Genomic DNA, 24543 nt, shown 5'->3' on the forward strand with positions numbered 1-24543 from the left:
GGCCTACGCGGCGGGCAGCTCGGGCTCGTCACGGGGTGCCGGCAGGCCCGGCCGCAGCCGGGCCAGCAGCTTGCGGCGTTCCTCGGCGAACGCCGGGTCGGCCTGGTAGTCGGAGTGGCCGAGGATCGGTGCGGGCAGCGGCAGCGAGTCCGTACGGCCGTAGGCGAGCGGGTCCTTCAGAGGGCCTTGGTCGACCTGGTGGCCGCGGTCGCCGGGCAGGCGCATCGGGCCGCCGATGGGGTCGGTGAGCCGGTGGAGGTTGCGCCAGCAGTCGACCTCCCGGTGCAGTGAGCTGAGCGCGGCGGGGCCGAAGTGGGCGGGGAACCAGCGGCCGTACAGGCGTTCCAGCGGGGAGCCGTAGGTCAGCAGCGCGACGCGCTTGCGGGCCGACGGGGCGAGCTGCCAGGCCGCCGCGGCGGCGAGCACGCTGCCCTGCGAATGCCCGGAGATGACCAGCCGTCCGCCGGTGGTCTTGGTCCAGGTCGCCATCCGCCAGGTCAGGTCGGGCACGGCGCGTTCTGCGTAGCAGGGCGGGGCGAAGGGGTGGGCGGCGCGCGGCCAGAAGGTGCCGACGTCCCAGAGGATGCCTATGGTGCGGCGGGCCGCCGCGTCCTTGTAGGCGCGCCGGCCCCAGGTGACGAACAGTATGAAGCCGAGGCCGATCAGCCAGGAGCCGAGTGCCTGGGCGGTCTCCGCCACACCGTGGACGACGGGGTAGGTGCCCTGTGCGGCCTCCCCCGGTGTCTCGTCGGTGGTCAGGGCGCCCACCAGCGCGCCGGCGCCGAGCAGCAGGGTGACGCCTGAGGTGACGGCGACGATGCGGGGTCCCCGGTCGGTGAGCGCGGCCATCGCGCGGGTGTAGGCGATACGGCGGGTGCGGGCGCGGTCCTGGGCCTCGTCCGGGTAGTCGCGTGCCACGGCCTCGCGCTCGGCGCGGGCGAGCTGCCAGGCCCGTCGGCCCAGCCAGCCGAAGAGCACCAGGAGCACCACGATCAGGGGCGGGATGACGGACGCCTGCCAGGTCAGCAGGACCGGTGGGCCGTCGATCGAGGTGCCGGTGCCGTCCAGCCAGTCGGACACGCGCTGGGCCACACCGCCGGACATCACCCCGCCCAGGGCGCAGGCCAGCATCGCGACGGCCGGTCCGCCGAGGCCGCGCAGCACGGCCCGCCGGTCGGGGTCGGTGCGGTGCAGGGTGTGGGCGACGACGGCGAGGACGATCACGAGCAGCCCCTGCACCAGGGCGATGCCGCCGAAGGTCATGTCGCCCGGCAGCCGCCCGGCCGACTCCCAGCCGGGGCGTTCCCACCCGGCGTACAGCAGGGCGAGGCCGAGCAGGACGAGCGCGGCGAGCGGCAGGCGTCGTACGAAGCGTTCGTCGAGTTCACGGTCGAGGCGCCTCTCGCTGCGGCCCCGGCGGCACACGACCCACACCACGGCGACCGCGCAGGCCACCAGGGCCGCTTCCAGGAGCAGGCCCAGGATGTCCAGTGCGGCGGGGCCGCCGAGCTCGCGGTCGCGGCGGGCGGCGGCACTGGCGACCGCGGCCGCCACGGTGATCAGTCCGGCGGCGGTGTGCGCGGCGCGCAGCCGGGCCACCAGCCGGCGTCCGTACCAGAACCCGGGCCGGCCCAGCGCGGTCGGGCTGCCGTCCTCGTAGGGCTCGGGGGCGCGGTCGATCGGCTGCTGGGACTCGTAGTCGCTCCAGGTGCGCTTGGACAGGTACCACAGCAGGGCGGTCAGGGCGGTGGGGACGAAGGCCGCGAGGGCGAGCCTGCGGCCGGGGCTGCTCCACCAGCCGCCGTCCGAGACGGTCGGAGAGAGGAAGCCCAGCCAGGAGTGGCGGTCGGCGCACGCGAGGGTGCCCGCGCACTGCCAGGCCGCGAGGTCGAGGGCGACCTCGCAGGCCGCCGCGACGAGCAGCACCGTCAGGGTGAGTCCGGCCAGCCGGACCAGGAGGCCGTAGAGGCGCACCGTGCGTCTTCGGCCGCGGGCGGTGGGGCGCATCCAGTGGGCGAGGTTGACGACCATGAACGGCAGCAGCAACAGCCACAGGGCGCGGGTGCCGTTGCCGGAGGTGAGGTTGCACCAGACGTAGGCCTCGGGCACCGGGCCGTCGCGGCGGCCGGCGTCGGGGCTGGTCTCCGCGTCGACGTCGTCGGCGCGGCGGAAGACGGCCGCGATGTTGTCGCCGGTGATCCGCACCGTCCGCGGATCGTTGAGCATGTCCTGCGGCGTGGTGCCGCCCACGCCGTGGACCAGGAGTTCCAGGGCGGTCCCGGACTCGCCGGGGCGCCGGGCGGGCTGGTCCGGCCCGCCGGTCGAGACCTGTTCCTGCGCATGTTCCACTGATTCGCACTTCCCCCGTGACACGCCGTCGGCTCTGTCCGCGCGGGCACAAGGATCTCCACTTCCGCGGCGCCGTACACCTCCTGTCACGGAATCTCCCCGATCCGTGATGCGGGGGAGCGACGGATGAGCAGGAAGTGACATGTGCGCGACGAGCGGTCGGTGGCGCCGGCGACTGCGCGACATGCGAGGATGAGACGTCCGCGCACCGGAGCCCGGGGAGAATGTCCTAGTGGGGGCGAGTGTGCTGCGCGAGTCGGACGGCATTGAGGCGAAAGGACCGGAGCGTACGTGAGCGAGAATCAGAACCTCCTCGCGGAGCAGCGGCGATCCCTGATCCTCGACGAGGTCCGCCGCCGGGGCGGTGTCCGGGTCAACGAGCTGACCCGCAAGCTCGGCGTGTCGGACATGACGGTCCGCCGCGATCTCGACGCGCTGGCCCGCCAGGGCGTACTGGAGAAGGTGCACGGCGGTGCGGTCCCGGTGGTCGAGGCGAGTACGCACGAACCGGGCTTCGAGGCCAAGTCGGGCCTGGAGCTGACCGCCAAGGAGGACATCGCGCGGGCCGCGGCCAAGCTGGTCGCACCGGGCTCGGCGATCGCCCTGTCCGGCGGGACGACGACCTTCGCGCTCGCTCACGAGTTGCAGGACGTGCCGGATCTGACCGTGGTCACCAACTCGGTTCGGGTGGCGGACGTCTTCCACGCGGCGCAGCGCACCTCGGGCCCGCGGCAGGGCGCTGCCACGGTCGTGCTGACCGGTGGGGTGCGCACTCCCTCCGACTCGCTGGTGGGGCCGGTGGCCGACCAGGCGATCGCGGCGCTCCACTTCGACCTGCTGTTCCTCGGTGTGCACGGCATATCGGTCGAGGCCGGCCTGTCGACGCCGAACCTCGCGGAGGCCGAGACGAACCGGCGGCTCGTGCAGTCGGCCCGGCGGGTGGTGGTGGTCGCCGACCACACCAAGTGGGGCAAGGTGGGCCTGAGTTCGTTCGCCTCGCTGGAGCGGATCGACACGCTCGTGACGGACGCCGGCCTGCCGGACGAGGCGCGCGGGGTGGTCGTGGAGCATCTGCGGCGGCTGGTGGTGGCAGGAGAGCCCGAGGACGGGGCAGACAGCTGACGGGCCGCCAGCTAGGGTGGCCCTTCCGGTCATCGCCCGTTCGGTGCGAGGAGGGCTTCGTCCATGGCTCACCGTCTGCGCCCGGTCGGGCTCGACTTCACCGGGATCGCGCCCGTGCGGCATGTCTTCGCGCAGGTGGTCTCGGCTCCGGTGGAGGCGGTCTACCGTGCGCTGGCGGACGTGCCCGGCTGGGTCGACTGGTTTCCCCAGGTGACGGCCGCCCGCCCGGTCGACGGGGGTGCGGGCCGCGACATCACGCTCAGCGGGGGCGTGCGGTTCCGCGAGTCCGTCATCGCGGCGAAGGAACCCGAGGTGTACGCCTACCGCGTCGACGTCACCAACGTCCCGGGGGTACGCGCGATCGTCGAGGAGTGGCGGCTCACGCCGGCCGGCGACGGCACCCGGGTGCGGTGGACCTTCGCCACCGACGGGACGGCGGCGTACCGGCTCGCCATGAAGCCGATACGGATCGCCCAGGCCCGCGCCTTCCGGGATGCCGTCTCGGCGCTGGACCGGAGACTGACGGCCTGACGCCGCGGGCCCGGTCTCAGCCGGGCCAGACGCCCGTCTCCAGCAGCGAGTCGATCGCGGCGGTGTACGGCGCGATGTCCAGCCCCTGGGCGGCCAGCCAGGTGTCCGAGTAGTACTTGTCGAGATACCGGTCCCCCGGGTCGCACAGCAGGGTCACCACACTCCCCTGCCGGCCCTCGGCCACCATCTCGGCGGCGATCTTCAGCGCGCTCCACAGCCCCGTGCCCGTCGAGCCGCCCGCCTTGCGGCCGATGGCCCGCTCCAGTGCCCGTACGGCGGCGACGCTGGCCGCGTCGGGCACCTTCATCATCCGGTCGATCGCGCCGGGCACGAAGCTCGGTTCCATACGGGGCCGGCCGATGCCCTCGATACGGGAGCCGGAGTCGCACGCGACATGGGAATCACCGGTGGTCCAGCCGTCGAAGAAGCACGAGTTCTCCGGGTCAGCCACGCAGACGCGGGTGTCGTACTGCATGTAGTGGACGTAGCGCGCGAGGGTCGCGGAGGTGCCGCCGGTGCCCGCGGTGGCAACGATCCACGCCGGCTCGGGATACCGCTCCAGGCGCAGCTGGCGGAAGGTGGATTCGGCGATGTTGTTGTTGCCGCGCCAGTCGGTGGCCCGTTCGGCGTAGGTGAACTGGTCCATGTAGTGGCCGCCGGTCTCCGCCGCGAGACGGGCGGACTCCTCGTACATCGTGCGAGGGTCGTCCACGAAGTGGCACCGTCCGGAGTGGAACTCGATGAGGCGGATCTTCTCGGTGCTCGTCGTGCGCGGCATGACGGCGATGAAGGGAACGCCGATGAGCTTCGCGAAGTACGCCTCGGAGACGGCCGTCGAACCGCTGGAGGCCTCGATCACGGGTCTGCCCGGCCGGATCCAGCCATTGCACAGGCCGTAGAGGAAGAGGGAGCGGGCCAGCCGGTGCTTGAGGCTGCCGGTGGGGTGGGTCGACTCGTCCTTCAGGTACAGGTCGATGCCCCACCGCTCCGGCAGGGGGAACGAGAGCAGGTGTGTGTCGGCCGAGCGGTTGGCGTCGGCCTGGACCCTGCGGACGGCCTCTTTCAGCCACGCGCGGTAGTCGGCGTCACTGTGGTCGACGTCGAGGGTCACGCCGGTCCGGGTCTGCTGGGGAGTGCTCACGGGGGTGCTCCTATCGCTGCGCGCCGACGGCACGTCGCGCGGCCGACACCTCGATGATAAGCAGCTTCCGCACGCTTCTCACCTGCATAAACGCATCTTTGAGCCCCCCAAAGCGCCCCCAGGGGCAGAGGCCGGGGCAAGGGGGCGCGCGGTCCCGGGGGCGCATTCGCGTATGTGCTGCGGGCGCCCCCCGGCGAGGGGGTCGCACGTACTGGTGCTCGACGCCGGGTGCGGGCAGACTTCACCGCGGGACCGAGGCCCCGCACGGGGTACCGGCAGGGGTACGAGCACCGCCGGAGCAGGCTTCCGAGGCACACTGGATCAGTACACGGGCCCGTACCGGGCGCCGCGGGGAGCGCGGGCCGGTACACCGAGCGCACAAGGGGGCGGGTGGCATGGCGGAGCCGGAGTTCAGGGCCACGGGCGTGCGGATCGGGAAGCGGCTGCGTTCGCTCACCCGGGCCGGACAGGTCCGGATCAGCGACGGCCGGCTCGAGCTGCTGACCAGTTACGGCAGCGAGATCGACAGCGCGCCGGTACAGGCGGTGCGCGCGTCCAAGCCCTGGTTCGGCCCTGACGACCGGGCCACCGCGGATCTCAACGGCAATCGGTACCTGCTCACCCTGGGCGATCACGACCCCGCCCCGGGCGAGCCGGGGCCGCCCGCGGCGCGGCGCTTCATCGAGGCCGTGCGCCGAGCGGCGGGGCGTGGCGACTGAGATGTCCGCGAGTTGCGGTACCTCACCCCCTGCGTCACTCTGGTCTCACGTCACTCTGGGTTTACCGGCGATAACGCTGCGAACCAGCCCGCCGGCCACGACAGCGGGCGGCGGTGTCACGAAGGCGCCCTGCTGGATCCGAACTCCGTGTTCTTCCGGACCTCACGTCGGGGAGTCGCAGCCGTGATCAGCTACCCAAACAGACACTGCACGGTGGAGCTTCAAGCTCTGCCGTCGCGGATCGGCCAGGTCCGCAGAATCGTATCTGCGCAGTTGCGCTACTGGCATCTGGACGCCCTGATCGACCGTGCCTCGCTCGGCGTGACGGAGCTGCTGTCCAACGTCCACCGCCATGCCCAGCCCGACAAGACCTGCACCGTGGAGATAGAGCTGCTCCTCGACCGGCTCACGGTCTCGGTGCACGACCACGACCCGCGGATGCCCGTGGTGGAGGATCCTCAGGACATCGCGCCGCTGGCGACCTGCGGGCGCGGGCTCGCGATGGTGGCCGCCATGAGCGAGAGCTGGGGCGTCCGGCCGGACGGCGAGTCCGGCAAGGTCGTGTGGTTCACCCTGCCGACCTCCGTGGTGACCGCACCGTCGCGCCGCGCACGCCGCGCGGTCCTGGACAAGCCCGCGCGCAGGTTCGCGGAGGTCGGGCCCTCCACCGACGGGCTGCGGCCCGACCATGCTCCCGCCCGGTCCGCCGTTGCCGGTTGACCGGGCGGTGACCACCCTTCGCACGGCGGTCACTCCGAGTTGACGCATTCGGTCAGCGTGCTCAGGCACCCCCGCCCCTGGCCGAGCGTCCGAACTCCTCGTTCAGCACGGACAGTCGGCGCCAGTACTCGTCCTCGTCGATCTCGCCGGAGGCGAAGCGGTGGCCGAGTACGGCGATGGGTGAGTCGTGCTCGACGGTGGCCTGCCGCCAGGGTCCGCCCCGGCGGCCTCGCCACACGGTACGGCGCAGCAGCACGATGCCGCCGCCGATCACCAGCGCCCAGATCAAGGGGAGGAACAGGATCCACGGGCCGGGCCCGCCGCCGTCGCCGAAGTTCGCCAGGGTCTGCATGTCGTCCAACTCCTCGGATGCGTTGCCGCGATGTCTCGGTGTGCGCTTCCGAGAATCGCCCCGTGAGGGGTCCCGGGTCGTCGTACGGACAGCGGCAGTACGCGTACCTCACGGGGAGTACTGGATTCTGTAACTACCAGTATGTACAGTCGTGGCATGAGCACCTCGGAACGACTGATCGAGTCCACCCGCGAGCTGCTGTGGGAGCGCGGCTACACGGGCACGAGCCCCAAGGCGATCCTGGAGCGCGCGGACGCCGGGCAGGGCAGCATGTACCACCACTTCAAGGGCAAGCCCGATCTCGCACTGGCCGCGATCCGGCGGACCGCCGAGGAGATGCGGACTACCGCCGAGGGAGTACTCGACGGCCCGGGAACACCGTACGAGCGTGTCGAGGCGTATCTGCGGCGCGAGCGGGACGTGCTGCGGGGCTGTCCGATCGGCCGGCTGACCATGGACCCGGACGTGATCGCGAGCGACGAGCTGCGGGCCCCGGTCGAGGAGACCCTGGACTGGATCCGGGGGCGCATCGCCGCGATCGTCGAGGAGGGCAAGGAGCAGGGCCAGTTCGGGCCCTGGCTGGACGGCAAGGAAATCGCGGCGGCGGTCGTGGCCACGGTCCAGGGCGGTTATGTCCTCGCCCGCGCCTCCGGCTCCCCCGCCGTGTTCGACGCGGGGGTGCGGGGGTTGCTCTCGCTGCTGGCACCCCGTCCCGCCTGAGGAGGCTCCCGTGCACGCCATGCAGTACGAACTCACCTTGCCTGCCGACTACGACATGGGCGTCATCCGCGACCGGGTCGCCCGGGTGGGGCGGCTGCTCGACGACTGGGACGGCCTCGGGCTCAAGGCCTATCTGATGCGCGAGCGCGGTCTGCGCGGCTCGCCGGTCCATCAGTACGCGCCCTTCTATCTGTGGAACACCGTGGAAGGCATGAACTCCTTCCTGTGGGGTGGTGGGTTCCAGCGGCTCGGTGACGACTTCGGGCGGCCTTCCGTGCGGCAGTGGACGGGGCTCGCGTACGAGGAAGGGGGCGGATCTCGGGCCCGGTTCGCCGTGCGGCACCGCCAACGGGTACCTGAGGGAGGGCTGTTGGCCGATGTCGTGGCGGACGCGGTGGGCGAGGCCCGGAGGCTGGCGGCGGAGGACGGGGCCCTGCTCGCGGCGGCCGCCGTCGACACGAGCCGGTGGGAGCTGACGCACTTCTCGCTCTGGGAGCACGACACGCCCAAGGCCGACGGTGACGTGTTCGAGGTGCTGCACCTGTCCGCGCCCGGCCGGGACCGGCTGCCCCGGGGGCGGCAGTGGTGAGCGCCGTACGCACGGTGCTGGGAGACGTACGCCCTGAAGACCTGGGCGTGTGCGACGCCCACGACCATCTGTTCTTCGGCAGTCCCCGGCTGCCCGGCCAGGAACTGCGCAGCGTGGCGGCGGCGCGGGCGGAGCTGGCCGCGTTCCGGGAGCGGGGCGGCGGGACCGTGGTGCAGTGGACGCCGTACGGGCTCGGGCGGCGGGCCGCCGATCTGCCGCCACTGTCCCGGGAGACCGGTGTGCACGTGGTGGCGGCGACAGGTCTGCACCAGGCCGTGCACTACGACGACGCCACGCTCGCCGGACTACGGGGGCGGCTCGCCGATCTCTTCGTCTCCGAACTCACCGAGGGCATCGGGGTGTCGGGGGTACGGGCGGGGCTCGTCAAGGTCGCGGGCGGGTTCCACGCCCTGGACGCGCACGCCCGCTGGACCATGGAGGCGGCGGCCGAGGCGCATCACGCCACGGGGGCGGCCATCGCCGTGCACCTGGAGCAGGGCACCGGGGCGCTGGACGTACTGGACCTGCTGTGCGGGGAGTTGGGGGTGCCGCCGCACCGTGTGGTGCTGGGGCATCTCAACCGCTCCCCCGATCTCGTGACGCACCGGCAGGCGGCGGAGTCCGGCTGCTATCTGGCCTTCGACGGGCCGTCACACGCCCATCACGCCACGGACTGGCGGATGCCGGACGCCGTACGGGCCCTCGCAGACGCCGGGTTCGGCGACCGGGTGCTGCTGGGCGCCGACACCACCACGGCCGCCGCCCGCTCGGTGAGCGGCGGCCCCGGGATGCCGTATCTGCTGCGCCGGGTGCGGCCCCGGCTGGTCCACGCCGTGGGCGAGGACCTGGTGGGGCGCATCCTCACGGAGAACCCGGGCCGGGCGTTCGGGGCCGAGTGGCGGCGGTGACCTCAGCCTCCGGCCTGGTCGCTGTCCTTCAGCTCGCCCCAGCCGTGCCAGCGGTCGACCTCGATCCAGGCGCTGACCCGGGGGCGGACGCGGTCCGGGTAGGGCTTTCCGATGTAGTGCCGGGCGAGGGTGTCGATGTCGGCCAGGCCCTCGTCGTCGTACATCTCGGTGACCCGGCCGATGAGGGTGACGTGGGTGTACCAGTCGTCGCCGGCGAGGACGGTGAGGGTGACGCGCGGGTCGCGGCGCAGGTGCTTGAGGCGTACGCGGCCCTCGTCGAGGTTGATCAGGACACGGCCGTCCTTCCACAGGTACCAGGTGGCGGTGGAGACGGGAGTGCCGTCGGAGCGCAGCGTGGCCATTACGCACGGGTTGGGCCGGCTCAGCAGGGCGTCGGCCTCGGGCGGCAGCGGTGGCTTGGACATGAGGGGAACCTCCTAGGAGTCGGACTTCTCGTCGAAGCTGGCGAAGTAGGCGGCGACCATGTCCTCGTCGCCGTGACCCTGGGCGGCGGCGCGCTCCATGCGGGTGGCGGCCGCCTCGGCGACGTCCAGGCGGACGCCATTGTCCGTACCGGCCCGGACGATCAGGCGGGCGTCCTTGGCGGCGGTGGTCACCGCGAACTGGGGCGGTGTGAGCCGGTCCTCGAGGACCAGTTCGGACTTGGCGCGCAGATAGCCCATGTCGAGCGGGCCGCCGGCGACGAGGTCGAAGAAGCCGTGCGGGTCTACGTCGAGGGCCTTGGCCAGCGCCAGGGCCTCACCGGCGGCGGCCGTGACGGCGAGGACCCAGCTGTTGGCGACCAGCTTCAGCCGGGTGGCGCCGCCCGTCGCCCCGTCCTCGCCGGTCCACACGGTGCGGGCGCCGACGGCGTCGAAGACCGGCGTCACCCGGTCCCGTCCGTCTGCGGGCCCTGCGGCGAGCACGGTCAGCTGTCCGGCCTCGGCGGGCTGACGCGTGCCCAGGACGGGTGCGTCGTAGAAGACGAGGCCGTGCTCGCGGGCGAAGGCGGCCAGATCGGCGATGCCCTCGGTACCGGCGGTGGTGGACTGCACCCACGCGATGCCGGGACGCAGGGCCGGGGCCGCCTCACGCATCGTCTCCAGGGCGGCCGGACCGTCGTAGAGCATGGTCAGGACGACGTCGGTGTCCCGCACCGCCTGCGCGGGCGTGTCGACGATCTGTACGCCCTCGGCGGCCAGCGGCTCGGCCTTGGCACGTGTGCGGTTCCAGGCGCGGACGGTGTGTCCGGCCCGGGCGAGGTTGCGGGCCATGGCCGCGCCCATGATGCCGGTGCCCAGGACGCTCACGGTGAGCTTGTCGGTCATTGCGCTTCAACTTCCTCGGTGGTGCGGTGCGGCGGGCGTACTGCCTGTGAACCAGCCTGCCCGCTCGGGGCTCGCCTGCCCGGGAGCGGCGCGGGCACTCCTACCGGGTCAGCGCCCCGAGCGGGTCGTCCAGCACCGGCTGCCACGCCAGTTCGGCCGCGCCGACCAGGCTGTTGTGGTCGAGGGTGCACGGGAGGATGGGGACGCCGCCGCTCTGGCCCCAGAGGCTGCGGTCGGCTACGACGGCGCGGAGGCGGTCGGGGTCGGCGTCCAGGAGGGTGCGGTGGAGGCCGCCGAGGATGATGCGGTCCGGGTTGAGGATGTTGACCAGGCCGGCGAGGCCGAGGCCGAGGCGGTCGATGAGGGTCTCGGTGGCGATGCGTACGCCCGGGTCGTCGTAGTGGTGGCGGACCAGGTCGATGGACTGCTGGAGCAGGGACACCTCGGGGCCCGGGTCGCGGCCCGCCGCCGTGAGGAAGGCCAGCGGGTCGGTCTCGACGTCGAGGCAGCCGCGGCTGCCGCAGTGGCAGGGGCGGCCCTCGGGATGCACGGTGAGGTGTCCGACCTCCAGGGCCAGGCCTGAACTGCCCCTGTGGAGGCGGCCGTCGAGGACGAGCGCACCGCCGACGCCCCGGTGGCCGGTGGCCACGCACAGCAGGTCGCGGGCGCCGCGGCCGGCACCGTGCCGGTGCTCGGCGATCGCGGCGAGGTTGACGTCGTTCGCGGCGAAGGCGGGTCCGTCGATGCCGGCCGCGCGCACCTGCTCGGCGAAGATGTCGCGGACGGGCGCGCCCGCGGGCCAGGCCAGGTGGAGCGGGTTGAGCGCCAGGCCCTCGGGTTCGGCGACCGCGGAGGGGACGGCGAGTCCGGCGCCCACGCATCGGCGTCCCGTCTCCCGCAGCAGTTCGGCGCCCGCCGTGACGACGGACGCGAGCACCTTCGCCGGGTCCGCGTCGACGACCTCGCAGCCGGGCGCGGTGGCGACGATCCGGCCGCCCAGCCCGACCAGCGCCGCCCGGAATCCGTCGGCGTGCACCTGCGCGGCGAGGGCGACGGGGCCGTTCTCGGCGACGGCCAGCCGGTGTGAGGGCCGGCCCTGGGATCCGGCCGCCGCGCCGGGCCGGGCGTCGACCCGGATCAGCCCGAGCGCCGCCAGCTCGGCGGCGACCGCGCCGGCCGTCGCCCGGGTCACTCCGAGCTCGGCGGTGAGGACGGCCCGGGTCGGCGCGCGTCCGGTGTGGACGAGTTCCAGCGCGGGTCCGAGCGCTCCGCGCCCCCGGTCCAGCCGCGTCCTCGAGGTGCTCCCGTCCCCCGCCTGCCGGGGGTCCGCCTTCCCGCTCATGAGGGCGAGTCTCCCATGATCCGCCGCGCCGCCGGCCTACAGACCGCTGACCCGGAGCGTGATGTTGAGCCGTCCGGTCAGGCCCAACCCGGGCGGTGCCGTGCCCCCGTGTACCCGGGGAACGCCGTGGTAGGCGAGCCGGGACGGACCGCCGAAGACGAACAGGTCGCCGCTGCGCAGCTCGACGTCGGTGTAGGGCCGGGTGCGGGTCTCGGCGTTGCCGAAGCGGAAGACGCAGGTGTCGCCGAGGCTCAGCGACACCACCGGCGCGTCCGACTTCTCGTCGCTGTCGCGGTGCATGCCCATGCGGGCGTCACCGTCGTAGAAGTTGATCAGTGCGATGTCGTACTCCGCCGTCTCCGGATCGCCCAGCGCGTCCCGCGCCGCTCGGCGGCCCAGCTCACCGAGCCACTCCGGGAACGGCTTGACCGGGGCGCCGTCGCCGTCGGCCACCGTGCGGGCGTAGGCGTACGGGTACCAGTGCCAGCCCAGACAGACCTGCCGGGCGGTCATGGTGCCGCCGCCGGGTGTGCGGACCGTGCGGAGTCCGGCGGGTGGGCGGGCCCAGTCCCGGCAGGCCTCCAGCAGCTCCCGCTGGCGTTCGGCGTCCAGCCAGTCCGGTAGGTGCACCGCGCCGGGTGCCACCTGCGTACGGGCCCTGGGGAACAGCTCGCCGTCCATGCCTCCCATCCTGCCCGACACGGCCTGAGCTGCGGCTCGGCTAGCCTTGACGCACGATGAACGACCGTATGACGACGCCGTGGGGCGAGTTCGCGCTGACCCGTTTCCCCGAGGATCCGCGTGACAGGCTGCGTGCCTGGGACGCTTCCGACGAGTACCTGCTGAGGCATCTGGAGCGGGAGCGGGTCCCGCTGTCGGGCACGGTCGTGGCCGTCGGGGACCGGTGGGGCGCGCTGGTGACGGCGCTCGCGGAGCACGGCCCGACGCAGATCACGGATTCCCATCTGACCCAGGAGGCGACCCGGGCCAACCTGGCGCGGCACGGCGTCGAGCCGGGCGCGGTCGGGCTGCTCACCACGCAGGATCCGCCGCCCGACCGCGTCGACGTCCTCCTGGTGCGGGTGCCGAAGAGCCTGGCGCTCCTGGAGGACCAGTTGCTGCGGCTGGCGCCGGCCGTGCACGCGGGGACCGTTGTCGTGGGCACGGGGATGGTGAAGGAGATCCACACCTCGACGCTCCAGTTGTTCGAGCGGATTCTCGGCCCGACCCGCACCTCGCTCGCCGAGAAGAAGGCGCGGCTGATCTTCTGCACGCCGGATCCCGCGCTGGAGCGGCCCGCCGGCCCATGGCCGTACGTCTACACGCTGCCGGACGGCATCGGCCCGGCCTCGGGAGGCACCGTCGTCAACCACGCGGGGGTCTTCTGCGCCGACCGGCTCGACATCGGCACCCGGTTCTTCCTCGGGCAGCTGCCGAGCGGCCAGGGTCGACGCGTGGTTGACCTGGGGTGCGGCAACGGCGTGGTCGGTACGGCGGTGGCGCTGGCCGACCCGGAGGCCGAGGTGCTGTTCGTGGACGAGTCGTTCCAGGCCGTGGCCTCGGCAGAGGCGACGTACAAGGCGAACGGCGTGCCGGGGCATGCCGAGTTCCGGGTCGGCGACGGGCTGGCCGGAGTGCCGTCGGACAGTGTCGACCTGGTCCTCAACAACCCGCCGTTCCACTCCCACCAGGCGACGACGGACGCCACGGCCCGGCGGATGTTCACCGGGGCGCGGCGCGTACTGCGGCCGGGCGGTGAGCTGTGGGTGATCGGGAACCGGCATCTGGGCTACCACGTCACGCTGCGGCGGATCTTCGGCAACAGCCGACTGGTCGCCAGTGACTCGAAGTTCGTGGTGCTGAAGGCCGTCAAGCGGTAGCAGGACCGAGAGTCCTCAGGGCTCTGGCCACCGCCCGTGTCATGGCCTCACGCGCCACCGTGAGGTAGCCGCGCGGGTCGACGGCCTCGGGGCGCTCGGCGAGGAAGTCCCGGACGGCGCCGGTCAGCGCGATGTTCAGGGCGGTGCCGATGTTGACCTTGGCGATGCCGCCCGCGACGGCCGCGGTGAGTTCGTCGTCCGGGACGCCGGAGGAGCCGTGCAGGACGAGCGGGACGTCCAGGGCGGCCGACAGGCGTTTGAGGAGGGCGTGGTCGAGGGTCGCGGTGCGGGTGGTCATGGCGTGGGCGCTGCCGATGGCGACGGCCAGGGCGTCCACCCCGGAGTCGGCGACGAAGGCCCGGGCCTCGTCGGGGTCGGTGCGGGCGCCGGGGGCGTGCGCGTCCAGTGGGGGCCTGCCGTTCTTGCCGCCGATCTGCCCCAGCTCGGCCTCGATCCAGAGCCCTTGGGCGTGTGCCCAGTCGACGGCCGCCCGGGTCGTGGCGAGGTTCTGGGCGTAGGGCAGCCGGGCCGCGTCGTACATCACGGAGCTGAAGCCGGCCTCCGCCGCCTGGTACAGCAGGGCGTCGCTCTGCACGTGGTCGAGGTGCAAGGCGACGGGGACGGCGGCGCGTTCGGCCGCGGCGACGGCCGCGCGGGCCAGCGGGAGCAGCTGCCCGCCGCGGAACTTGACCGCGTTCTCGCTGACCTGGAGCACGACGGGGGCGTGCGCGGACTCGGCGCCCGCGACGACGGCCTCGACGTGTTCCAGCGTGATCACGTTGAACGAGGCGACGGCGGAGCGGGCCGCGGCGGCGCGGGTGACGAGTTCGCCGGTGGTGGTGAGGGGCACGGTGCCTCCAGGGTCGGTGGACGAGGATCACCGAGGTCAGTGAGTGAGGATCACCGAGCGGGTGAGGTGGCGGGGGCTGTCCGGGTCGAGGCCGCGTGAGGCGGCGACCGCGACGGCGAGCCGCTGGGCACGGACGAGTTCGGCGAGCGGGTCCAGGGCTCCGGCGATCCACAACGCGCCCGTGCCGCGTACCTGTTCGGCGAGGCCGTCCGGCGCGTCCCCGAACATCCAGGTCGCGGTGGAGCTGGTGGTGACGCTGATGGGCCCGTGCCGGTACTCCATCGCCGGATAGGCCTCCGCCCAGGACAGCGACGCCTCGCGCATCTTCAGCCCGGCCTCGTTGGCCAGGCCGACGGTCCAGCCGCGCCCCAGGAAGGTGAACTGGGCGCAGTCCACCAGGCCTTCGGGCAGGGGCTCGGCCAGGGCGGTGCGCGCGTCGGTGACCGCCGTGTCGGGGTGGAGTCCCAGATGGGCGCGGAGCAGGGTGAGGGCGGTGGTCGCGAACCGGGTCTGTACGACGGAGCGTTCGTCCGCGAAGTCGAGCACCGCGAGCTCGTCGGCCGCCGTCATCACGGGCGTGTCCGGGTCGGCGGTGATCGCGGTGGTGCGGGTGCGGCCCTTCAGCCTGCCGAGCAGGTCGAGGACTTCGGTCGTGGTGCCGGAGCGGGTGAGGGCGACGACCCGGTCGTAGCCCCTGCCGTAGGGGAATTCCGAGGCGGCGAACGCGTCGGTCTCGCCCTGGCCGGCGTCCTCGCGCAGGGCTGCGGCGGCCTGCGCCATGAAGTACGAGGTGCCGCAGCCGACGATCGCGACCCGCTCCCCCGCCGCAGGCAACACCTGCGCGTACCCCGCCGCCTCCGACGCGGCGCGTGTCCAGCACTCGGGCTGGCTGATCAGCTCGTCCTCGACATGCGTCATGCCACACTCTCCGATCTGATTGTTCCTGCAAGATATCGCCACCTTTCGAGCAACATCAAGCATTGCGGGAGATCAGGTGCGCTAGGGTCGCCCGGAGATCGAGACGTGGAGGTGCGGATGTCGCGCGACGCCCGCTGGAAGGCGCTGCTGGACCTGCTCGTGGAGCGCGGCCGGCTGGACGTCGAGGAGGCGGCCGGGGAGCTCGGGGTGTCGGCCGCGACGATCCGCCGCGACTTCGACGGGCTGGCCGAGCAGCAGATGCTGGTGCGCACGCGGGGCGGCGCGGTCGTGCACGGCGTCTCGTACGAGCTGCCACTGCGCTACAAGACGGCCCGGCACGCCTCCGAGAAGCAGCGCATCGCCAAGGCGGTGGCGGACCTGGTCGCGCCCGGCGAGGCGGTGGGGCTGACCGGCGGGACGACCACCACCGAGGTGGCGCGGGCCCTGGCCGTGCGCGGGGACCTGACGTCCGGGTCGCCCGCGCTCACCATCGTGACGAACGCGCTGAACATCGCCAACGAGCTGGCCGTACGACCGCAGTTCAAGATCGTGCTGACCGGCGGGGTGGCCCGGGCCCAGTCGTACGAACTGGTCGGGCCGCTCGCGGACGGGGTGCTCGGGCAGATCACCGTCGATGTGGCGGTGCTCGGCGTGGTCGCCTTCGACGTCACGCACGGGGCGGCGGCGCACGACGAGGCCGAGGCCGCGATCAACCGGCTGCTGTGCGAGCGCGCGGAGCGCGTGGTCGTGGCGGCCGACTCCAGCAAACTGGGGCAGCGGGCCTTCGCCCGGATCTGCGCGGCCGAGGCGGTGGACACCCTGGTCACGGACACGGCGGCCGACCCGGAGACGCTGCGGCGCTTCGAGGAGGCCGGGCTGCGGGTCGTCACGGTGTGAGATCCGGCCGCTTCCCGGCTGCGGGCCTAAGCTGATAGCCAGGCGCTCGCCAGGGCAGGGAGGCTGCCATGCGGGGAACAGCGGACGGGCGGCGGTATCTGCCGATCGCCGAGCACGGGCTGATCGGCGATCTGCGCAGTGTGGCCCTGGTGGGGACGGACGGCACGATCGACTGGTACTGCTGCCCGGCCTTCGACGCGCCGAGTGTGTTCGCCTCGGTCCTGGACGCGGAGCGCGGCGGCTGCTTCGAACTGGCGGCGACCGTGCCGGCCCGGACCAAGCAGTTCTACTTCCCCGACACCAATGTCCTGATGACCCGGTTCTTCACCGAGGACGGCGTCGGCGAGGTGCAGGACTTCATGCCGGTGGACGGCGAGCCGGCCGAGGCCGAGCGGCACCGGCTGATCCGGCGGGTGGTGTGCGTCCGCGGCTCGATCCCGTTCCGTACGCGGGTGGCTCCCCGCTTCGACTACGGCACCCGGCCGCACACCGTCCGGCTGAACGGTGAGTCGGCGCTCTTCGAAGCCGACGGGATGGCGCTCGCGCTGACCGCGACCGTGCCGCTGGAGGTGGACGGGCCGGACGTTCGCGGCGACTTCAAGCTGGGCGAGGGCGAGTCGGCGGTGTTCGCGCTGGACAAGGTCGGCGGCGAGGTGTCGCCCCGCCGGTGCGCGCGCACGGAGGCGGAGGAGCAGCTCGCGGCGACGGTGGCGTACTGGCGGACCTGGCTGGCGTCGTCGCGGTACCGGGGCCGCTGGCGGGAGATGGTGCACCGCTCGGCCCTGACGCTGAAGCTGCTGACGTACGCGCCGACCGGGGCGATCGTGGCCGCGCCGACGACGAGTCTGCCCGAGCGGCTCGGCGGCGAACGGAACTGGGACTACCGGTACGTGTGGGTGCGCGACGCGGCGTTCTGCGTCTACGCCCTGCTGCGGCTGGGCTTCACCGGCGAGGCCGAGGCGTTCATGGACTTCGTGACCCGGCACATCAGCCCGGGCGACGGCAAGCACTCCGGCCCGCTGCAGATCATGTACGGCATCGACGGGCGCACGGACCTGCCCGAACGCACCCTCGACCACCTGGAGGGCCATGAGGGCTCCGCACCGGTACGGGTCGGCAACGCGGCGGCCGACCAGCTCCAGCTCGACATCTACGGCGCGCTGATCGACTCCATCTACCTCTACGACAAGTGGGCCAAGCCCATCTCCAGCGGCCAGTGGGACGATGTGACCGCGCTGGTGGACTGGGTGTGCGAGCACTGGGACCAGCCCGACGAGGGGGTCTGGGAGACCCGGGGCGGCCGCAAGAACTTCCTGTACTCACGGCTGATGTGCTGGGTGGCGATCGAGCGGGCCATCCGGATCGCCAACCGGCGCGGGCTGCCCGCCGATCTGCCGCGCTGGCGGGAGTGCCGCGACACGATCTACCGGCGGATCATGAGCCGGGGCTGGTCCGAGGAGCGCCGGGCCTTCGTGCAGCACGAGGACGGCGACGTGCTGGACGCGGCCGTGCTGATGATGCCGCTGACGAAGTTCATCGCCCCGACGGATCCCAAGTGGCTGTCGACGCTGGACGTGCTCACCGAGGAACTGGTGTCGGACTCGCTGGTCTACCGCTACGACCCGGAGTCCAGCCCGGACGGGGTGCGCGGGGACGAGGGCACGTTCTCCATCTGCTCGTTCTGGTACGTCGAGGCCATGGTGCACGCCGGCCGGATCGACGAGGCGCGCCTGGCCTTCGAGAAGATGCTGACGTACGCCAACCATCTCGGCCTGTACGCCGAGGAGATCAGTCACACCGGGGAGCAGCAGGGCAACTTCCCGCAGGCGTTCACGCATCTGGCGCTGATCAGCGCGGCCTTCAACCTGGACCGGGCGCTCGGGTAGGGCCTGTCGTTTGGATCAGGTCGCAGGGAATCGGCGGCACCTTGTCAGCGCCGGTGAGCGGGGTCTGGTGCGTGCAGCTGCAAGGCGGAGGAGGGCGTCGAAGCGGAGCTTCGGCAACCGACGACAACGCGGCAGATGCGCGTGCCAGACCCCGCGTCTGCGGCGTGATCCAAACGACAGGCCCTGGGACTCAGTGCGCGTGGCCGTCGTCCGTATGCCCCTCGGGGGTACCCGGTCCGTCGGCCGCCGCCCCGCCGGCCGGGACGGTGAAGGCCGCCGTGTGGACCTTACCCTCGTGCTTGAAGTCGAGGAACAGGCGGTAGGAACCGGTGCTGGGTGCCGTGGCCGTGAACGAGACGTCCGGGCCGGGGCGGGTCGTTCCGTCGCCGGGTTCGCCGTTCGGGTGGACGTGGAGGTAGGCGAGGTCGCCTGAGCGCAGGGCGACCAGGTGGCCGTAGGCGCCGAGGTAGGGCTGGAGGTCGGTGACGGGCTCGCCGGCGCGGGAGACCTTCAGCTTCAGCTCGCTCTCCTTGCCCGGGCGCAGGGCGCCGGCCAGCTCGACGTCGTAGCCGTTGGTCTCGGCCGTGGTGCTCGCCGGCGGGAGTTGCTCCGGCCGGTACGGGCCGGAGGCGGCGAGGTCCGCGCCGAGGGTGAGGTTCCGGGCGTTCTTCGTCGCCGGGGTGAAGTCGGCGAAGACGCGGTAGCCGCCGGCGCGGGGCAGGTCGACGGGGATGCTCCAGGTGCCGTCGGCGGCGCGGGTGGGGTGCAGGTGGCGGTAGGTGACCAGGTCGCGTGAGGCCACGACGAGGTGGAGTTCCTTGTCGTGTTCGCGCTGGTAGGCGGTGACGGCACGGCCGCTGCCGTCCCGGACGGTGAAGCGCAGGTCGGCCCGCTGTCCGGCGGCGACGCGCGGGGTCGCGAGGTCGAGGGTGTAGCCGCCCTCGGAGATCTGGAGTCCGCCGGCCGGGGGTACCTCTTGCCCGGCGCGGCCGCCCTCCTTCGGCTCCGGTGAGGGCCGGGTGTGCTCGTCGCCCTCGTGTTTCGGCGGCCGGTCGGCGACGACGGGGTCGATGCCCTGCCCGACGCCGTAGGCCGTGCCGAACGTCGCGGCCAGGGCGGCGGCGAAGGTGGTGATCTTCAGTCCGGTGTTCATGGCCGTCTGCTCCTTCGGGCTGCCGGGCCTCGCGCTCGGATGCGGGGCCTCCACGCACTTCACCATACCCCTAGGGGGTACCTAGTCAAGTCGCCGCCACGCTTGCCGATGATACCCCTAGGGGGTATACAGAAAGCATGACCACCGAAGCGATCGGCACCAGCTCAGACGTAGAACTCGCCATCGGAGGCATGACGTGTGCCTCCTGCGCGGCGCGCATCGAGAAGAAGCTCAACCGCATGGACGGGGTCACCGCCACCGTCAACTACGCCACCGAGAAGGCGAAGGTCAGCTACTCCGGTGACGTCTCGGTCGGGGATCTGATCGCCACCGTCGAGGCGACCGGGTACACCGCTCAGGAACCGGCGCCGCCGGAGTCCGTGGAGGAGGCCGACGAACTCCGTCCGCTGCGCGAGCGGCTGGTCGCGGCCGTGGTGCTGGCGGTTCCCGTCGTGGCCATGGCCATGATCCCGGCGCTGCAGTTCGCGTACTGGCAGTGGCTGTCGCTCACGCTGGCCGCACCCGTCGTGACCTACGCGGCGTGGCCCTTCCACAAGGCGGCGTTCGCCAACGCCCGGCACGGCGCGGCCACGATGGACACGCTGATCTCGGTGGGCACCTCGGCCGCGTTCCTGTGGTCGTTGTGGGCGCTGTTCCTCGGCACCGCGGGCACGCCGGGCATGACGCACCCCTTCGAGCTGAGCATCGAGCGCACGGACGGCGCCGGGAACATCTATCTGGAGGCCGCCGCGGGCGTGACGGCCTTCCTCCTGGCCGGGCGGTACTTCGAGGCCCGCGCGAAGCGCAGGGCGGGGGCGGCGCTGCGGGCGCTGCTGGAACTGGGCGCGAAGGACGTCACCGTGCTGCGGGACGAGGGCGGCCGTGAACAGACCGTTCCCGTAGCGGAGTTGCGGGTCGGCGACCGCTTCCTGGTCCGGCCCGGTGAGAAGATCGCCACCGACGGGACGGTCGTCGAGGGTTCCTCCGCCGTGGACGCCTCGATGCTCACCGGCGAGTCCGTGCCCGTGGAGGTCGGCACCGGTGACCCGGCCACGGGCGCCACGATCAACGTCGGCGGGCGGCTCGTCGTGCGTGCCACACGGGTCGGCTCCGACACCCAACTGGCCCGCATGGCCCGGCTGGTGGAGGACGCGCAGAACGGCAAGGCCGCGGCGCAGCGGCTCGCGGACCGGATCTCCGCCGTGTTCGTGCCGGTCGTGATCGCCCTCGCGCTGGGCACGCTGGGCTTCTGGCTCGGCAACGGCGCCGGTCTGACGGCCGCCTTCACGGCCGCGGTCGCCGTCCTGGTCATCGCCTGCCCGTGCGCCCTCGGTCTGGCCACGCCGACCGCGCTGATGGTCGGCACCGGGCGGGGCGCCCAGCTCGGCATCCTCATCAAGGGCCCGGAGGTGCTGGAGTCGACGCGCCGGGTCGACACCGTCGTCCTCGACAAGACCGGCACCGTCACCACCGGCCGTATGACCCTGCTCGCGGTGCACACCGCCGAGGGCACCGACGAGGCCGAGGTGCTGCGGCTGGCCGGGGCGCTGGAGCACTCCTCCGAGCACCCGATCGCCCGTGCCGTCGCCGACGGGGCGCTGGAGAGGCTGGGCGGTGCGCTGCCCACGCCGGAGGACTTCGCCAATGTGCCGGGACTCGGCGTACAGGGCGTCGTCGAGAGCCACGCGGTGCTCGTCGGGCGGGAGCGGCTGCTGGCCGACTGGGCGATGGAGCTGCCTGAAAGCCTGGCACGTGCCAGGGCGGCGGCCGAGGGCGCCGGGCGCACCGCCGTCGCGGTCGCCTGGGACGGCGAGGCGCGTGCGGTGCTGGAGGTCGCCGACGCGGTGAAGGAGACGAGCGCGGAGGCGGTCGGACGGCTGCGTGCCCTGGGGCTGACCCCCATCCTGCTGACCGGCGACAACGAGGCGGTGGCCCGGTCCGTCGCCCGCGAGGTCGGTATCGCTCCGGAGGACGTCGTCGCCGAGGTGCTCCCGCAGGACAAGGTCGAGGTCGTCAAGCGGCTCCAGGCCGAGGGCCGTTCGGTGGCGATGGTCGGCGACGGTGTCAACGACGCGGCGGCCCTCGCGCAGGCCGATCTCGGGCTGGCCATGGGCACCGGCACGGATGCCGCGATCGAGGCCGGGGACCTGACCCTCGTGCGGGGCGACCTGCGGGCCGCGGCGGACGCCATCCGACTCTCCCGCCGCACCCTCGGCACCATTCGCTCGAACCTGTTCTGGGCCTTCGCCTACAACGTGGCGGCCCTGCCGCTGGCCGCGGCCGGACTGCTCACGCCGATGATCGCCGGGGCCGCGATGGCCTTCTCCTCGGTCTTCGTCGTCGCCAACTCGCTGCGGCTGCGCACCTTCCGGGCGGCCGGCTGAGAACGAGGGTCAGCGGTGATGCCACACCAGCGTGTACCGCCAGAACAGGCGGCGGCGCAGACGGGCACCGGGCAGGACGGCACGGGCCTCGCGGAGGATCTCGGGGAAGGCCATGCCCGCCGGTCTCGTGGGGGCGGTCATCGAGGCCGGGCGTGCTGCCCGGCGGCCCCGGTTCCTGACCAGGGCCATGACGATGTTGAGCGGGATCGACGCGATGCCGAGGACGTGGTCGACGGGGGTCTGTTCCCGGGAGACCCCGACGACGACCAGGATGCCGCCGGGGGCCACACGCTCGCGGAAGGCCTTCAGGGTCTCCGCGAACGGCAGGTGGTGGAGCACGGCCACGCAGGTGATGACGTCGTACGACCGGTCGGGAAGCCCGGTCGGCGCGCCGGCCACCGCGTAGGTCACCGGGATCGTCGCCGCGGTCAGCTCCCGCGCCCGGGCCGTGATCGCCGGGTCGGCGTCGATCCCGTGCACCTGTGCGGCCCGGGCGGCCAGCAGCCGGGCGAGGTCGCCACTGCCGCACCCCACGTCCAGGGCGCTTCCCGCACGCGCGGGGAGTTGCCGCAGGATCCAGCGGTGGAAGTGGGCGTTGTGGTCCCAGGGGCGGGCGGCGTGGAAGCGGTCGAGTGCGCGCAGGGCCCGGTGCAGCGGTGACATCATGCCGCCAGTCCACCAGGTCGCCCGGACGGCCGTGCCCGGTCCGGCACACGGATGGCCGTCCGCCGCGTGGGCACTCGGTGGGTACCGGCCCGCGGGGGCGCCGAGCGTGCGCCCGGTGTGAGCCGGTACCTTGCTGGGGAAAGGCCACTGCGGGGAGAAGCACATGACCGATCCGACGATCACAGACGCGGACGCCCCCCGTCCGCTGCCGGGCGAAGGGAAGCCCGCGAGCGGACCCGGCCGGCTCCTGGCCGCCGTACTCGGCGATCTCAGGGCCGTGGACGGCGCCCTGTACGCGGCGGTGGCCGCCACCCCCACGCCCACGCTCGACCGGACGCTGCGCCATCTGTCGCACGCGGCCGACCACTCCAAGATCTCGTTCGGCATCGCCGCCGCCCTGGCACTGGCCGGGAGGCGTCCGCGCCGTGCCGCGGTCGTCGGCGTCGGGGCGATCGCCGTGGCGTCGGCCTCCGCCAACCTGCTCGGCAAGCGCCTGGTGCGCCGGGCCCGGCCGGACCGGGAGGCGGCCCGGGTGACGGTGGACCGGCATGTCCGGATGCCCACGTCGGCCTCGTTCCCGTCCGGGCACACGGCGTCGGCGGTCGCGTTCGCCACCGCCGTCGGTGTGGTCCTGCCGCCCGCCGCGGTGCCGCTCGGGGCGCTGGCGAGCGCCGTCGGCTACTCCCGCATCCACACGGGCGTGCACTATCCGGGCGACGTGGCCGCGGGCGCGGTCCTCGGCATCGCGAGCGCCGCCGCGGCGCTGGCCGCGGCGGCGGCCACTCCGTCGGCACGGACCCAGGCGCTCCTGGCGACGGCCCGTTCGTGGCCGCGGATCAGCATCGGTTCCACGGGCCGTTGAGGCCGTCGGCCGGGCGGGAGGCTGTCGCCCCGCGCCCGGCCCTCAGGCGACCGACAGGCCCTCAGCCGAAGGCCTTCACCGCCTGGTAGTACGTCCACGCCGTGCTGTCGCAGGCGTTCTTCGTGCCGCCGGTGTAGGCGGCGCAGATCCGCTTGAGGTCCTCGTAGAAGGCGCTGTCGAGACGGGACTTGTCGGCGCTGAAGGTGCCTGCGGCCTTGTAGTTGCGGTAGCCGAAGTCGTGCCGGGCGCAGGACATCGAGAAGGGGAAGCCGAACGGGTTGTCCGGCGACGAGGAGCAGTAGTCGGTCGACCAGTCGAAGGCGTACGCGGCCCAGGCGGGCTGGTTCGCGCGGGCGGCGGCCCAGGCGTTGTAGCTCGACGCGCTGGTCTGCGTCCAGCTCGCGAGCACCTGGGGCTTGTCGGCGGGGGCGGCACTCGCGAGGGTCGCGGTGCCGACGACGGTGACGAGGGACAGGGTTGAGGCGGCAAGACCGGTGGCGAGTCTGCGGTGCATCCCACACCTCCATGAGGCTGCGGCCCGCCCATCGAGCCACAGGTTCATGACAAGAGCATCGCCACCTCCTGAGGGTGCTCACACCTGACGTTCCCCAATGCCCCCTTAATTCTTGGCTATTGAACGAGAACGGCGGCCGACCGGCGTACGTCGACGGCGGTGAGCGCGAGCGCCAGCGGCCCCGGGGCGAGGAAGGCCAGGGGCAGCAGCATCCAGGCGCACAGCGCGGCCGTCGCCACGGCGAGCAGGACCAGCCCGCTGCCGCCCACGTCCGCCACGGCGTCCCGGGCGGCCCCGCGCACCGCCGCACGCCAGTCGGTGAGCGACTCGGGGCGTCCGCAGGCCCGCAGGCCGACGACCATCGCGCAGGCGCCGATGACGGCGGCGGCCACCGCGAACAGCCGCGCCCCGGGCAGCCCCGCCCCGGCCAGCGCCAGATCGGCCGTGAGCAGCAGCAGGCCCGTCAGCGCGATGCCTCCCGCCAGCAGGTCACCGGCCCGGAGCCGCCGTCGCAGCAGGGCGAAGTACCGCCCCGCCGTGACGGGCCGGTCCTGCCCCGCGCCGCGCAGTACGGCGCAGGCCGTCGACAGCGCGGCCGGTGCGGTCACCAGCGGCAGACAGGCCGCCGCCGTGGCGAGGCCGACGCTCAGCACGTCGGCGAACAGGGACATGCGCGGCCCGAACACCTCACCGGCCTCACGGGTCCGCATCC

Annotated in this window: 25 protein-coding genes; 12 read left to right on the forward strand and 13 right to left on the reverse strand. The window is 72.9% G+C overall.

The features are described from left to right. Positions 1-3: 3 nt before the first annotated feature. Positions 4-2349, reverse strand: a complete 2346-nt coding sequence (locus tag ACZ6I3_RS11475; RefSeq protein ID WP_469413766.1) for a hypothetical protein — start codon at positions 2347-2349, stop codon at positions 4-6. Between the two features lie 291 nt (positions 2350-2640). Here ACZ6I3_RS11475 and ACZ6I3_RS11480 point away from each other — a divergent pair, with 291 nt between their 5' ends. Beyond that, complete coding sequence (locus ACZ6I3_RS11480) at positions 2641-3471, forward strand: DeoR/GlpR family DNA-binding transcription regulator (protein WP_469413767.1); 831 nt, start codon at positions 2641-2643, stop codon at positions 3469-3471. A 63-nt stretch (positions 3472-3534) separates the two neighbouring features. Next, positions 3535-4002 carry an SRPBCC family protein gene (locus ACZ6I3_RS11485; protein WP_469413768.1) on the forward strand — a complete coding sequence of 156 codons (468 nt, stop codon included), beginning with the start codon at positions 3535-3537 and terminating at the stop codon, positions 4000-4002. A gap of 16 nt (positions 4003-4018) precedes the next feature. On the opposite strand, the gene ACZ6I3_RS11490 is transcribed toward ACZ6I3_RS11485, so the two are convergent. Further along, complete coding sequence (locus ACZ6I3_RS11490; protein ID WP_469413769.1) at positions 4019-5143, reverse strand: PLP-dependent cysteine synthase family protein; 1125 nt, start codon at positions 5141-5143, stop codon at positions 4019-4021. Between the two features lie 395 nt (positions 5144-5538). On the opposite strand from ACZ6I3_RS11490, the gene ACZ6I3_RS11495 reads away from it, so the two are divergent. Both ACZ6I3_RS11495 and ACZ6I3_RS11500 read left to right on the forward strand, forming a co-directional pair. Next, complete coding sequence (locus ACZ6I3_RS11495) at positions 5539-5862, forward strand: hypothetical protein (protein WP_261682162.1); 324 nt, start codon at positions 5539-5541, stop codon at positions 5860-5862. A 213-nt stretch (positions 5863-6075) separates the two neighbouring features. Further along, complete coding sequence (locus ACZ6I3_RS11500) at positions 6076-6582, forward strand: ATP-binding protein (protein ID WP_469413771.1); 507 nt, start codon at positions 6076-6078, stop codon at positions 6580-6582. Positions 6583-6643: 61 nt separating this feature from the next. Here the strand turns inward: ACZ6I3_RS11500 and ACZ6I3_RS11505 are convergent, their stop codons facing one another. Further along, positions 6644-6934 (reverse strand): SHOCT domain-containing protein, encoded by a 291-nt coding sequence (locus tag ACZ6I3_RS11505; protein ID WP_469413772.1) that lies wholly within the window; start codon positions 6932-6934, stop codon positions 6644-6646. A 156-nt stretch (positions 6935-7090) separates the two neighbouring features. Between ACZ6I3_RS11505 and ACZ6I3_RS11510 the strand changes: the two genes are divergently transcribed. From ACZ6I3_RS11510 to ACZ6I3_RS11520, 3 genes are read left to right on the forward strand one after another with little or no spacing between them, the layout of a single operon-like run. Next, complete coding sequence (locus ACZ6I3_RS11510; RefSeq protein ID WP_469413774.1) at positions 7091-7654, forward strand: TetR/AcrR family transcriptional regulator; 564 nt, start codon at positions 7091-7093, stop codon at positions 7652-7654. A gap of 10 nt (positions 7655-7664) precedes the next feature. Continuing rightward, positions 7665-8243, forward strand: coding sequence for a DUF4865 family protein (locus ACZ6I3_RS11515; RefSeq protein ID WP_469413776.1), 579 nt, complete (start codon positions 7665-7667; stop codon positions 8241-8243). Further along, positions 8240-9151: a phosphotriesterase family protein gene (locus tag ACZ6I3_RS11520; RefSeq protein ID WP_469413777.1), complete on the forward strand. Its 912-nt coding sequence runs from the start codon at positions 8240-8242 to the stop codon at positions 9149-9151. The genes ACZ6I3_RS11515 and ACZ6I3_RS11520 overlap by 4 nt, the downstream gene beginning before the upstream one ends. Before the next feature lie 2 nt (positions 9152-9153). Here ACZ6I3_RS11520 and ACZ6I3_RS11525 read toward each other — a convergent pair whose 3' ends face one another. The 4 genes from ACZ6I3_RS11525 to ACZ6I3_RS11540 form a co-directional block, all read right to left on the reverse strand. Next, entirely contained in the window at positions 9154-9576 is a 423-nt protein-coding gene (locus tag ACZ6I3_RS11525) for a PPOX class F420-dependent oxidoreductase (protein WP_469413779.1), read from the reverse strand. Between the two features lie 12 nt (positions 9577-9588). After that, the gene (locus ACZ6I3_RS11530; RefSeq protein ID WP_469413780.1) at positions 9589-10479 is read right to left on the reverse strand and encodes an NAD(P)-dependent oxidoreductase; all 891 of its coding nucleotides are present in this window, start codon (positions 10477-10479) and stop codon (positions 9589-9591) included. Positions 10480-10579: 100 nt separating this feature from the next. Beyond that, a complete protein-coding gene (locus ACZ6I3_RS11535; protein ID WP_469413782.1) occupies positions 10580-11821 on the reverse strand; it encodes an ROK family protein in 1242 nt (413 codons plus the stop codon). A 36-nt stretch (positions 11822-11857) separates the two neighbouring features. Continuing rightward, positions 11858-12502: an alpha-ketoglutarate-dependent dioxygenase AlkB family protein gene (locus ACZ6I3_RS11540; RefSeq protein WP_469413784.1), complete on the reverse strand. Its 645-nt coding sequence runs from the start codon at positions 12500-12502 to the stop codon at positions 11858-11860. A 68-nt stretch (positions 12503-12570) separates the two neighbouring features. Between ACZ6I3_RS11540 and ACZ6I3_RS11545 the strand changes: the two genes are divergently transcribed. Beyond that, positions 12571-13701, forward strand: a complete 1131-nt coding sequence (locus ACZ6I3_RS11545) for a methyltransferase (protein ID WP_469413786.1) — start codon at positions 12571-12573, stop codon at positions 13699-13701. On the opposite strand, the gene ACZ6I3_RS11550 is transcribed toward ACZ6I3_RS11545, so the two are convergent. Then, positions 13691-14551: a class II fructose-bisphosphate aldolase gene (locus tag ACZ6I3_RS11550; RefSeq protein WP_469413787.1), complete on the reverse strand. Its 861-nt coding sequence runs from the start codon at positions 14549-14551 to the stop codon at positions 13691-13693. The genes ACZ6I3_RS11545 and ACZ6I3_RS11550 overlap by 11 nt on opposite strands. A gap of 36 nt (positions 14552-14587) precedes the next feature. After that, entirely contained in the window at positions 14588-15469 is an 882-nt protein-coding gene (locus ACZ6I3_RS11555; protein WP_469413789.1) for an SIS domain-containing protein, read from the reverse strand. A 117-nt stretch (positions 15470-15586) separates the two neighbouring features. Between ACZ6I3_RS11555 and ACZ6I3_RS11560 the strand changes: the two genes are divergently transcribed. Both ACZ6I3_RS11560 and ACZ6I3_RS11565 read left to right on the forward strand, forming a co-directional pair. Next, a complete protein-coding gene (locus ACZ6I3_RS11560) occupies positions 15587-16366 on the forward strand; it encodes a DeoR/GlpR family DNA-binding transcription regulator (RefSeq protein WP_382829843.1) in 780 nt (259 codons plus the stop codon). 68 nt (positions 16367-16434) lie between these two features. Continuing rightward, a complete protein-coding gene (locus tag ACZ6I3_RS11565) occupies positions 16435-18252 on the forward strand; it encodes a glycoside hydrolase family 15 protein (RefSeq protein ID WP_469413791.1) in 1818 nt (605 codons plus the stop codon). A 190-nt stretch (positions 18253-18442) separates the two neighbouring features. On the opposite strand, the gene ACZ6I3_RS11570 is transcribed toward ACZ6I3_RS11565, so the two are convergent. Next, positions 18443-19405, reverse strand: a complete 963-nt coding sequence (locus tag ACZ6I3_RS11570) for a hypothetical protein (RefSeq protein ID WP_469413793.1) — start codon at positions 19403-19405, stop codon at positions 18443-18445. A 137-nt stretch (positions 19406-19542) separates the two neighbouring features. Between ACZ6I3_RS11570 and ACZ6I3_RS11575 the strand changes: the two genes are divergently transcribed. Further along, on the forward strand, positions 19543-21789 hold the full coding sequence (locus tag ACZ6I3_RS11575; RefSeq protein ID WP_469413794.1) for a heavy metal translocating P-type ATPase: 2247 nt from the start codon (positions 19543-19545) through the stop codon (positions 21787-21789). Between the two features lie 9 nt (positions 21790-21798). Here the strand turns inward: ACZ6I3_RS11575 and ACZ6I3_RS11580 are convergent, their stop codons facing one another. Next, complete coding sequence (locus tag ACZ6I3_RS11580; RefSeq protein WP_469413796.1) at positions 21799-22455, reverse strand: class I SAM-dependent methyltransferase; 657 nt, start codon at positions 22453-22455, stop codon at positions 21799-21801. A 163-nt stretch (positions 22456-22618) separates the two neighbouring features. Between ACZ6I3_RS11580 and ACZ6I3_RS11585 the strand changes: the two genes are divergently transcribed. Next, a complete protein-coding gene (locus tag ACZ6I3_RS11585) occupies positions 22619-23317 on the forward strand; it encodes a phosphatase PAP2 family protein (protein ID WP_469413798.1) in 699 nt (232 codons plus the stop codon). 61 nt (positions 23318-23378) lie between these two features. On the opposite strand, the gene ACZ6I3_RS11590 is transcribed toward ACZ6I3_RS11585, so the two are convergent. Together ACZ6I3_RS11590 and ACZ6I3_RS11595 are read right to left on the reverse strand one after the other, a co-directional pair. After that, a complete protein-coding gene (locus ACZ6I3_RS11590) occupies positions 23379-23831 on the reverse strand; it encodes a phospholipase (RefSeq protein WP_469413800.1) in 453 nt (150 codons plus the stop codon). Positions 23832-23947: 116 nt separating this feature from the next. Then, entirely contained in the window at positions 23948-24541 is a 594-nt protein-coding gene (locus ACZ6I3_RS11595; RefSeq protein ID WP_469413801.1) for a hypothetical protein, read from the reverse strand. Between the last annotated feature and the right edge of the window lie 2 nt (positions 24542-24543).

Source organism: Streptomyces sp. NPDC041940, assembly GCF_055589465.1.

Bases quoted from the DNA above. Each gene is read 5' to 3' on its own strand.
- ACZ6I3_RS11485 (WP_469413768.1), top strand. From the start codon at position 3,535: ATGGCTCACCGTCTGCGCCCGGTCGGGCTCGACTTCACCGGGATCGCG.
- ACZ6I3_RS11495 (WP_261682162.1), top strand. From the start codon at position 5,539: ATGGCGGAGCCGGAGTTCAGGGCCACGGGCGTGCGGATCGGGAAGCGG.
- ACZ6I3_RS11505 (WP_469413772.1), bottom strand. From the start codon at position 6,934: ATGCAGACCCTGGCGAACTTCGGCGACGGCGGCGGGCCCGGCCCGTGG.
- ACZ6I3_RS11510 (WP_469413774.1), top strand. From the start codon at position 7,091: ATGAGCACCTCGGAACGACTGATCGAGTCCACCCGCGAGCTGCTGTGG.
- ACZ6I3_RS11525 (WP_469413779.1), bottom strand. From the start codon at position 9,576: ATGTCCAAGCCACCGCTGCCGCCCGAGGCCGACGCCCTGCTGAGCCGG.
- ACZ6I3_RS11530 (WP_469413780.1), bottom strand. From the start codon at position 10,479: ATGACCGACAAGCTCACCGTGAGCGTCCTGGGCACCGGCATCATGGGC.
- ACZ6I3_RS11535 (WP_469413782.1), bottom strand. From the start codon at position 11,821: ATGAGCGGGAAGGCGGACCCCCGGCAGGCGGGGGACGGGAGCACCTCG.
- ACZ6I3_RS11540 (WP_469413784.1), bottom strand. From the start codon at position 12,502: ATGGACGGCGAGCTGTTCCCCAGGGCCCGTACGCAGGTGGCACCCGGC.
- ACZ6I3_RS11545 (WP_469413786.1), top strand. From the start codon at position 12,571: ATGACGACGCCGTGGGGCGAGTTCGCGCTGACCCGTTTCCCCGAGGAT.
- ACZ6I3_RS11555 (WP_469413789.1), bottom strand. From the start codon at position 15,469: ATGACGCATGTCGAGGACGAGCTGATCAGCCAGCCCGAGTGCTGGACA.
- ACZ6I3_RS11560 (WP_382829843.1), top strand. From the start codon at position 15,587: ATGTCGCGCGACGCCCGCTGGAAGGCGCTGCTGGACCTGCTCGTGGAG.
- ACZ6I3_RS11565 (WP_469413791.1), top strand. From the start codon at position 16,435: ATGCGGGGAACAGCGGACGGGCGGCGGTATCTGCCGATCGCCGAGCAC.
- ACZ6I3_RS11570 (WP_469413793.1), bottom strand. From the start codon at position 19,405: ATGAACACCGGACTGAAGATCACCACCTTCGCCGCCGCCCTGGCCGCG.
- ACZ6I3_RS11575 (WP_469413794.1), top strand. From the start codon at position 19,543: ATGACCACCGAAGCGATCGGCACCAGCTCAGACGTAGAACTCGCCATC.
- ACZ6I3_RS11580 (WP_469413796.1), bottom strand. From the start codon at position 22,455: ATGATGTCACCGCTGCACCGGGCCCTGCGCGCACTCGACCGCTTCCAC.
- ACZ6I3_RS11585 (WP_469413798.1), top strand. From the start codon at position 22,619: ATGACCGATCCGACGATCACAGACGCGGACGCCCCCCGTCCGCTGCCG.
- ACZ6I3_RS11590 (WP_469413800.1), bottom strand. From the start codon at position 23,831: ATGCACCGCAGACTCGCCACCGGTCTTGCCGCCTCAACCCTGTCCCTC.
- ACZ6I3_RS11595 (WP_469413801.1), bottom strand. From the start codon at position 24,541: ATGCGGACCCGTGAGGCCGGTGAGGTGTTCGGGCCGCGCATGTCCCTG.